7 protein-coding genes and 1 pseudogene are annotated in these 8,602 nt (G+C 71.1%); 5 read left to right on the top strand and 3 right to left on the bottom strand.

Annotated features, from left to right (window positions below):
• Positions 1–64: 64 nt before the first annotated feature.
• The gene (locus ACWEVO_RS21730) at positions 65–1,495 is read right to left on the bottom strand and encodes a non-reducing end alpha-L-arabinofuranosidase family hydrolase (protein WP_452309357.1); all 1,431 of its coding nucleotides are present in this window, start codon (positions 1,493–1,495) and stop codon (positions 65–67) included.
• 784 nt (positions 1,496–2,279) lie between these two features.
• On the opposite strand from ACWEVO_RS21730, the pseudogene ACWEVO_RS21725 reads away from it, so the two are divergent.
• Positions 2,280–3,925, top strand: a pseudogene (locus ACWEVO_RS21725) (glycoside hydrolase family 27 protein).
• A 169-nt stretch (positions 3,926–4,094) separates the two neighbouring features.
• On the opposite strand, the gene ACWEVO_RS21720 reads toward ACWEVO_RS21725, so the two are convergent.
• Positions 4,095–4,853 carry a class I SAM-dependent methyltransferase gene (locus ACWEVO_RS21720; RefSeq protein WP_452309356.1) on the bottom strand — a complete coding sequence of 253 codons (759 nt, stop codon included), beginning with the start codon at positions 4,851–4,853 and terminating at the stop codon, positions 4,095–4,097.
• A gap of 185 nt (positions 4,854–5,038) precedes the next feature.
• Between ACWEVO_RS21720 and ACWEVO_RS21715 the strand changes: the two genes are divergently transcribed.
• The 3 genes from ACWEVO_RS21715 (at position 5,039) to ACWEVO_RS21705 (ending at position 7,032) form a co-directional block, all read left to right on the top strand.
• Entirely contained in the window at positions 5,039–5,743 is a 705-nt protein-coding gene (locus ACWEVO_RS21715; RefSeq protein ID WP_452309355.1) for a VOC family protein, read from the top strand.
• 79 nt (positions 5,744–5,822) lie between these two features.
• Positions 5,823–6,293, top strand: a complete 471-nt coding sequence (locus ACWEVO_RS21710; protein ID WP_452309354.1) for an OsmC family protein — start codon at positions 5,823–5,825, stop codon at positions 6,291–6,293.
• 160 nt (positions 6,294–6,453) lie between these two features.
• Positions 6,454–7,032 carry a dihydrofolate reductase family protein gene (locus ACWEVO_RS21705; protein ID WP_452309353.1) on the top strand — a complete coding sequence of 193 codons (579 nt, stop codon included), beginning with the start codon at positions 6,454–6,456 and terminating at the stop codon, positions 7,030–7,032.
• On the opposite strand, the gene ACWEVO_RS21700 is transcribed toward ACWEVO_RS21705, so the two are convergent.
• The gene (locus ACWEVO_RS21700; RefSeq protein WP_452309352.1) at positions 7,014–7,724 is read right to left on the bottom strand and encodes a helix-turn-helix domain-containing protein; all 711 of its coding nucleotides are present in this window, start codon (positions 7,722–7,724) and stop codon (positions 7,014–7,016) included. The genes ACWEVO_RS21705 and ACWEVO_RS21700 overlap by 19 nt on opposite strands.
• 132 nt (positions 7,725–7,856) lie before the next feature.
• On the opposite strand from ACWEVO_RS21700, the gene ACWEVO_RS21695 reads away from it, so the two are divergent.
• A complete protein-coding gene (locus tag ACWEVO_RS21695) occupies positions 7,857–8,390 on the top strand; it encodes an ATP-dependent DNA ligase (protein ID WP_452309351.1) in 534 nt (177 codons plus the stop codon).
• Positions 8,391–8,602: the final 212 nt, after the last annotated feature.

Below are 8,602 nucleotides of genomic sequence, written 5' to 3'. Positions count from 1 at the left end.
CCTCGCGGGGGGGGGCCCGGGCGGGGGGGGCCCCCCCGGCCGCACGCCGGGACGGTGGTGGGGGTCAGCAGGTCGAGTTGGTCTGGGTGAGCAGGCCGAGCCGCCAGGGCAGACTGTTGTAGTCGCCGCCGGCGTTGGGGTCCATGCCCTGGTAGAGGTAGCGCAGGTTGCAGGGGCTGACGGTGAGGGTCTGGTCGTAGCCGCTGCGGATCATCTCGCCGTGGCTGATGTCGCGGGTCCAGGCGCCGCTGGGGAAGGTGACGTTGTTGGCCCGGACGAACGGGTTGCTCTCGGTGTCGGCGAGGGCGGTCCACGGTCCGGTGACGGCCGGGGCGGTCCAGGATCGGAAGTAGCGGCGGCCGTCGCTGCCGATCGCCTCGACGAGCAGGAGGTACTGGTTGCCGACGCGGTAGACGTTGGAGGCCTCGAACAGCCGGTTGCGGTTGCTGTCCTGCATCGCGATGACCGTGTTGGTCATGCCGTTGGGGAAGTTCGCGAGGGTGGTCTGCGACCGATAGAGGTGCCCGTTGTCGTCGGAGGAGAACAGGTAGCAGTTGGCGCTGTCGCAGATGACCCACATGTCCACCCAGTAGCCGCTGCCGATGTTGTCCTGGATGATCTGCGGCATGCCGCTGTAGAAGTTCTTCGGCGCGCTCCACCCGGCCGGGTTGCTGATGTCCGGGTTGGTGGAGTAGGACGCGTTGCCGGTCTGGTAGACCAGGTACCACAGCTTCTGCGGCGCGAAGTAGAACACCTGCGGGGCAGCGCGGTAGCCGGCACCGATCGGGGTCTGGTCGAGATAGGTGAACGGCGCCGAGCCGGCCTGCGACCAGTCCGTGAAGCTGGTGTAGACCAGGTTGTAGCCGGCCGAGCGCGCGGTGCTGGCGAAGACGTGGTACTTGCCGTTGTAGTACACGACCGACGGGTCCTTGATCCCGGCGATGCCGCGGCCGTCGTTCTTCGGGCCGATCAGCGCGCCGCTGGAGCTCCACCGGAAGCTGCTCGGCAGGCTGCCGGTCGGCGGGGGCGAACTCGGCGGGGGTGAGCTGGGCGGGGGCGAGCTGGGCGGCGGGGTGTTCGTGCCGCCCGTGCAGGTGGTGCCGTTGAGCGCGAAGCTGGTCGGCGCGGGGTTGCTGCCGGTCCAGGAGCCGTTGAACCCGAACGACACGCCGGCGTTGGTCGGGATGCTCGCGTTGTAACTGACGTTCGAGGCCCGCACCTGGCCGCCGCTCTGGGTGATGGTGGCGTTCCAGTACTGGGTGACCTGCTGGCCGGCGGCGTAGGACCAGGTGAGCGTCCAGCCGTTGACCGGGTCGCCCAGATTGGTGACGGTGACGCTGGCGCCGAAGCCGTCCTGCCACTGCGAGGAGACCTGGTAGGTGACCGCGCAACCGGCAGCCGTCGCCTCGGCGGGCAGGGTCACGGCCGCGGCGGCGGCGACCAGGCCCGCCGTGGCCGCGAGCGTAGCCGCCCTGATTTTCCACGTGATGGGCATCAAGGGTCCTTCCGGTGAGGGTGGGGGTGCCGGCCCGGACGGCGAAGGAGGCAGAGCACTGACGGGTACCGCGCGAAGGGTGCGGCTCACTGTGGCTGCCGGATGTCCCGCGGGTGCGGAGGATGGGACGGCGGGGGACCGGCGCACGTCCGGGACCTGTCACGACACGTCGACCCGGATGTGCCCGGTGCCCTTCGACGGCCGGTGAACCCGAACGGGAGATGCCCTCGGCTCCTGAGCGCCGAACATAGCATGTTATCGATAACAGCCTCAAGGGTGGACGGTCCCACGTGGAGGGTCGCCGCCGGGTGGTCGTCAGCGAGGTGATCGCAGGACCGGCAAGCATCTACCGATTGCGATGTTAGCGCTCACAGGATACGTTCGCGGGTGGGAGCGAAGGGCAACGCCCCGGCGTACCAGCCGGGACCTCGTCCGGTGCCGGGCCGCATCGGGCGCGTTCCCTGACGGGCGCCGAGCGCCATCAGGTCACGCTTGGCAACGAGGGCTACGACGTACGTCCACCACCGGGCAACCTCGCCACGCCGCCCTGAGCATCGGCTTCCAGGCCACCCATACCGGCAACACCGCCAGGCCCGGCTCGTTCACCCTCAACGGCGCCGCCTGCACCCTCGCCTGACGGCAACCGCCTGACCCGGTGCGGCGCGGCGTGCCCGCGCCGGGCCGCGACGGGCCGACCGCACGGATCCACCACCCCTGTCCCGCCGCCTCCCGCCGGCCGGACCATGACCTGCGACGGCGTACGCCGCCCGCGGGAAGGAGAACCATGAGACATCTCGCCTCGGCCCGCCGGTGGGCCGCCGGCGCCGCCGCCGGCCTGCTGCTGGCCGGTGCCCTGATCGGGCTGCGTCCCGCCACCGCCCTGGCCCTGGAGAACAGGGTGGCCCGCACCCCGGCGATGGGCTGGAACAGTTGGAACTCGTTCGGCTGCAACATCAACGAGTCGCTGATCCGGCAGTCCGCCGACGCCATCGTGAGCAGTGGGATGCGAGACGCCGGCTACCAGTACGTCGTCGTCGACGACTGCTGGTTCAACCCGAACCGGGACTCCGCCGGCAACCTCCAGGGCGACCCCGGCCGGTTCCCCAGCGGCATGAAGGCGCTCGGGGACTACCTGCACAGCAAGGGCCTGAAGTTCGGCCTCTACCAGGTACCGGCGGATCGGACCTGCGCGCAGTACTTCGGCTCCTATCCGGGCGCCACCGGCAGCCAGGGGCACGAGGCCCAGGACGCCCGGCAGTTCGCCGCCTGGGGCGTGGACTTCCTCAAGTACGACTGGTGCTCCCCGAACGGCACCATCGACCAGCAGGTCGCCACCTTCGCCAGGATGCGCGACGCGCTCGCGGCGACCGGCCGGCCCATCGTCTACAGCATCAACCCCAACAGCATCCACGCCAAGACCGGCCCGCAGCGCGACTGGGGCGACGTGGCCAACATGTGGCGCACCACCGAGGACATCACCAACGCCTGGGACACCGGCCAGACCAACGGCTACCCGATGGGCATCCAGAACATCATCAACGTCACCGTGCCCCTCGCCGGCTACGCGCGCCCGGGCGCGTTCAACGACCCGGACATGATGGAGGTCGGCCGGGGCGGCATGACCGACACGGAGATGCGCAGCCACTTCGCGATGTGGGCCGTGCTCGCCGCACCGCTGATCGCCGGCAACGACGTCCGGAGCATGACCTCGGCCACCCAGGGCATCCTGACCAACCGCAACTTGATCGCGATCAACCAGGACGGTCTCGGCCTGCAGGCCAGCCAAGTCTCCTTCGACGGCACCCGCCGAGTGCTGGCCAAGAAGCTGGCCAATGGGGACGTCGCGGTCGCCCTGTTGAACCAGGGCGGCGCCACCACGACGATCTCGACCACCGCCGCGGCCGTCGGCAAGAGCGGCACGAGCTTCACCCTGCTCGACGCCGCGACCAACGCCACCAGCACGACCAGCGGCACGATCTCCGCCAGCGTCCCCGCGCACGGCACAGTCGTCTACCGGGTCGCCGGTGGCGGGACGACCACCCCACCCCGACCACCAGCGGCACACTGGTCAGCGCCGCCTCCGGTCGGTGCCTGGACGTCCCCCAGAGCAACACCACCAACGGCACCCAGCCGGTCATCTGGGACTGCAACGGCGGCGCCAACCAGCGCTGGACCGTCGACGGAGACACTCTCCAGGCCCTCGGCAAGTGCCTGGACGCGCCGCTGAACGCCAGCCCCGGCACGAAGGCGGAGATCTGGGACTGCAACGGTGGCGCCAACCAGCGCTGGACCCGCAACTCCGACGGCACGATCCGGGCCCAGCAGTCCGGGCTCTGCCTCGACGTCAACGGCGCCGCCACCGGCAACGGCACCACCGTCATCCTGTGGACCTGCACCGCCGCGGCCAACCAGCGGTGGACCCTGCGTTAGTTTCGCCCACCGCCCGTCCCGGACCGGCCCGTCGGACCGGCCCGGGACGGGGTGGACCCGGTGCTGTGCGGTGGCCGCGGGCGGCCCGGCCCGGTCGCCGCTTCTCGCCGTTGAGTCTTGTTGATGCTGCGGCGTCCTGCTCCTCGACGAGACTGGCGAAGCAGAACGCTCAGCAGAGTTCGAGGGTGAGCAGCGGCTCGGCGAACACGGGCGCTGGTGCGTCCGGGTTCGCGGCGACGGCCTGCTCCAGCCGGCGGAAGCCCTCCTCCAGTTCGTCCGGACTGAGCTGCGCGAAGAACGACAGGGTGCGCAGGCGTAGCCGGTCGAGCATGTCCGCGTAGCTGCCCGGGGACGGTTCGGTGACCGTGCCGAAGTTGACCACGCGCCAGCCGGCCGATGTGAACATGGCGATGACCTCGTGCAGCGGCTGGAACAGCGCGCCGTCCGCCTCGTAACCACGGGGAAAGTGCGCCAGCCACCAGGGGCGGGGATGGTGGTCGCGGAAATTGGCGCGCAGAAGCAGCCGCCCACCGGGCCTGAGCACCCGGGCCAGTTCCCGGACTGCCCGGGGCTTGTCCTGGACGTGGTGCCAGGACAGGAACATGAGGGCGTAGTCGGCGCTGTCGGATGGCACCGGCATGTCCTCGGCGCTGCCGGCCACGTACCGCACGCCGGGATGCGGGGACTGCGACTGCGCGACCTCCCGCATGCGGGTCGACGGCTCGACACCGGTGACCGGCCCGAAGGTCTCTGCCAGTGCCGGGCTGAACCTGCCGGTCCCAGATCCGACGTCCAGCCCCGCCAACGGGCGCCGCTCGGGCAGCACCGCTTCGAAGGCGCTGATCCACACCTGCAGTTGCTGCTCGTTGAGCGCGCGGCCGCGCGCGTAGTCCTGGTACTGCTCGATGTCGTAGTCGATCGACCTCATCGCACCTCCCCGGTCAGGTGGACGACCGAAATCGCCGTACGGCGATATATCAGTCCGATACATCGGGACGCTATGCGATCCGCTCTCCTCCCACAAGGTCCCGGTAGGACCCCGGCAGCCTGACCGAGGACCCGCCATCGAGATAACGCCTTGTTGTCTCGTGGGCCGATATCTACGGTGGGGCGATGATCTCTCGACGGCTGGCGGTGGCTTTCGACGCGCACGATCCCGCTCGCCTGGCCCGGTTCTGGGCCGGCATGCTGGGCCGGGAAGTCGTCGAGGACGGCGATTCCGCGCTCCTGCCGGGCGGGGAGACCCAGGTCAGCCTCCGGTTCGTCCGGAGCGGCGCGGCGGACGTGGGGCCCCACCGCCGGATGCACCTGCACCTGACCAGCACCAGCCCGGACGACCAGCAGCACACGGTCGCGACGGCGCTGGAACTCGGCGGCGGCCACCTCGACGTCGGGCAGCGCCCCGAGGAGGGACACGTCGTCCTGGCCGATCCGGAGGGCAACGAGTTCTGCGTGATCGAGGCGGGCAATTCCTTCCTCGCCGGGTGCGGCGTGCTCGGGGAGCTCGCCTGCGACGGCACCCGGGAGGTCGGCCTCTTCTGGAGTCAGGCGCTGGGCTGGCCCCTGGTGTGGGACCAGGACCAGGAGACCGCGATCCAGTCCCCGCACGGCGGGACGAAGGTGGCGTGGGGCGGCCCGCCCGTGGCCCCCAAAGCGGTACGGAACCCGCAGCGCCTCGAACTCACCCCGGCCGGTGACCAGCAGGCGGAGGTCGACCGACTCGTCGCCCTCGGCGCCATCCGGCACGACAGCGGTGCGGACGGCGTCGTCGTGCTGGCCGATCCCGACGGCAACGAGTTCCACGTACGAGGGCACTGACCCGGGTGACCAGGTAGCCGAGGCGAAGCCTCAACCGGCGGGTGCCAGCGGGCCGGCAGGCCCCGGTAGCGTCCAGGTCATGAGTGAGGACACCTTCCGCTCGGTGAACATCGAGCGCACCAGCGTCGGCAAGTACGTCGTGCGGAACGCCCGTGGCGGGTCGATGTCGATCGGCACCGGCGATGACGGGAGCTTCACCCCGGTGGAACTGCTTCTCGCGGCCATCGGCGGTTGCACGGCCGTGGACGTCGACCTCATCACCAGCCGGCGTGCCGAGCCGACCCGCTTCTCCGTCGAGGTCTCCGGCGACAAGGTCCGGGACGAGGCCGGCGGGAACCGCATGCGGAACCTCAAGGTCGAGTTCACGGTGACCTTCCCGGCCGGCGGGGACGGTGACCGGGCGCGCGAGGCGTTGCCCCGGTCGCTGCAGCAGTCGCACGACCGGCTGTGCACCGTCTCCCGTACGGTCGAACTCGGTACTCCCGTTTCGACCGTCGTGGTTGGCTCCGGGGCGGCTGAGCCGGGGGAGGAGCAGGACGATCCTCGCTGAGCTGCGCGCGTCCTGATCGCGGCAGGCGGGGCCGGCGGCGTCAGCGGTGTCGTTTCCGTACAAGACGGCCGCCGCCACCGCTTCCTAGCATGGCCGTGCCGCCCCACCGCGGCATCGGACCCGGCGCTTCGCGCCCCGCTGGCCTTGAGGAGAACTCCACATGCGTGACCTGGTCTATACGGCGTTCATGTCGCTCGACGGCGTGGTGGACTCCCCGGGTGGTGGGCCGGGCGAGGACCACCGCAGCGGCGGATGGGCGGTCAAGGACATCGAGTTCGTACCCGATGCCTTCTCGCTGAAGGCGGAGGAGCTCGCGGACACCACGGCGCTGATGTTCGGCCGCCGCAGCTACCAGGCGTTCGCGCCCACCTGGCGCGACTCGGACGACCACGCCGCCTACAAGGAACTGCCCAAGTACGTCGTCTCGACCACGCTGCCCGAGGACACCCTGGTCGACGGATGGGGCCGGACGACCATCCTGCGCTCGGTCGACGACGTGGCCGAGCTGAAGCAGAGCGCGGGCGGGGCGATCTTCGTCCACGGCAGCGCGCAGCTGGCCCGCAGCCTGTCGGACGCGGACCTGATCGACCGGTACCACCTGCTCGTCTTCCCCGTGCTGCTCGGAGCCGGGAAGGGCCTGTTCAGCCAGGCCGACCGGGACAAGCAGGCGCTGCGTCTCCGGGATTCCGCCGCCTACCCGAATGGCATCGTCAAACTCATCTACGACGTGGTCGGCTGATCCAGATCCAGGCCGAGGGCACCACCGGCGCCCGCGCGCAGTTGCCGGGCCGTACGGCCGACGTATCGGTGCAGCGCGCGGGCCAGGTGCGGCTCGTCGAAGTACGACAACCCGGAGATCACCTCGGCGGCCGGGACGCCGGCGGCCAGGAGCGCCGCCGCGTGGCGTGCACGTTCGATCTGCCGTACGGCGCCCTGCGTCAGACCGGTCGCCGCCCGGAACCGGCGCTCGACCGTACGGGTCGACACCGCGGGACGACGGCCGCGGCGGATCTCGGCGACCAGCGGGTCACGGATCACCGCTCCGTCGTGGACGAGCCGGTCGACCAGGGCCTCGGCGTCGTCGGGGCCGGGGGTCTCCCAGCGGACACCGGCCAGCCGGAAGCTCCGGCGCGTGGCGTCCGGGAGTTCGGCACCCCCGTCGACCAGGGCCGGCGCGGGTACGGCCCGGAGCGACGTGCCCACCGCGAACTCGATGCCGACGAAGCTCGCGCCCTCCGGCACCGGCGCGGTGCCGGTCCTGGTCCCGGGCCCGGAGACGGCCGCGTACGCCCTGCCCTCCCGCTGCCAGAACACCAGACCCCAGCACGCCGTCGCGACCGACGTCATCTCCGTGACGTGCTCGCTGGTACAGGTCCACACGGTGTCGATCCAGGCGGAGTCGGACGCGCGCGTGGTGAACCGCAGTCCCACCCGAGGAGGATACGGGTGGCGCGGCCGATTCGTTGTCGCGGATCTCCGCCCGCCGTGGCCCGCTTCCTGCTCAGGATGGCGTGGGGGGCGGGTGATGAGACGTGTTCCGGGCCGGCGTACGCGGGGGAGGGGGTGGCCCCCGCCCGTCCGCGTGCCGCGTCGACGCCGCCGGTGCTGCGCCGCCCGGTGGCGCCGATGCTCGCGGCACCGGTCGACGCGGTGCCCGAGGGGCCGGGCCTGGTGCACGAGCCGAAGTGGGACGGGTGGCGGGTGATCGCGTTCCGCGACCCGGACGGGGTCTACCTGCAGTCACGGGCGGGACGGAATCTGACCACCTACTTCCCGGACATCACCCGGGCGATCCGCGCCGCGCTCGCGCCCGGGTTGGTCCTCGACGGTGAGCTGATCGTCTGGGACCGGGGCCGGACCAACTTCGCCCTGCTGCAGCGACGGGTCACCGCCGGCCGGGCGCTGTCGCGCGTGGTGCGCGAGCACCCGGCCCACTACGTGCTGTTCGACCTGCTCGCCGACGCCGGTGGGCAGGTGCTGCTGGATCTGCCGCTGGCGCAGCGGCGGGCCCGGCTGGCAGGACTGCTGGCCGACGCGCCGGCGCCGCTCACCCTGACGTCACCGATCTGCTGGCCAGCTTCGGCCACACCGACGTGATCGACCTCGGCGACATCACCACCGCCCGCGGCACGGAGATGCTGCTGCCGGTCTGGCTGCGGCTCTACGGCCGCCTCGGCACCGCCACCTTCAACTTCAAGGTCATCCGCTGAGACGCCGCTGGCCGGCACCCCGTGTTCGGGGTGGCGGCCAGCGGGGTGTTTCTGTGGGTGTCAGTTGTTCCAGTGCTGGGCGGCCACGTCGGCGGCCTG

It is taken from the genome of Micromonospora sp. NPDC003776, from assembly GCF_053605645.1.
This window is presented reverse-complemented; position numbering and strand designations above follow the sequence as displayed.

What these genes read in the sequence shown, in the direction of transcription:
- ACWEVO_RS21705 (WP_452309353.1), top strand. Translation starts at nt 6,454, where the DNA reads ATGCGTGACCTGGTCTATACGGCGTTCATGTCGCTCGACGGCGTGGTG.
- ACWEVO_RS21720 (WP_452309356.1), bottom strand. Translation starts at nt 4,853, where the DNA reads ATGAGGTCGATCGACTACGACATCGAGCAGTACCAGGACTACGCGCGC.
- ACWEVO_RS21730 (WP_452309357.1), bottom strand. Translation starts at nt 1,495, where the DNA reads ATGCCCATCACGTGGAAAATCAGGGCGGCTACGCTCGCGGCCACGGCG.
- ACWEVO_RS21715 (WP_452309355.1), top strand. Translation starts at nt 5,039, where the DNA reads ATGATCTCTCGACGGCTGGCGGTGGCTTTCGACGCGCACGATCCCGCT.
- ACWEVO_RS21710 (WP_452309354.1), top strand. Translation starts at nt 5,823, where the DNA reads ATGAGTGAGGACACCTTCCGCTCGGTGAACATCGAGCGCACCAGCGTC.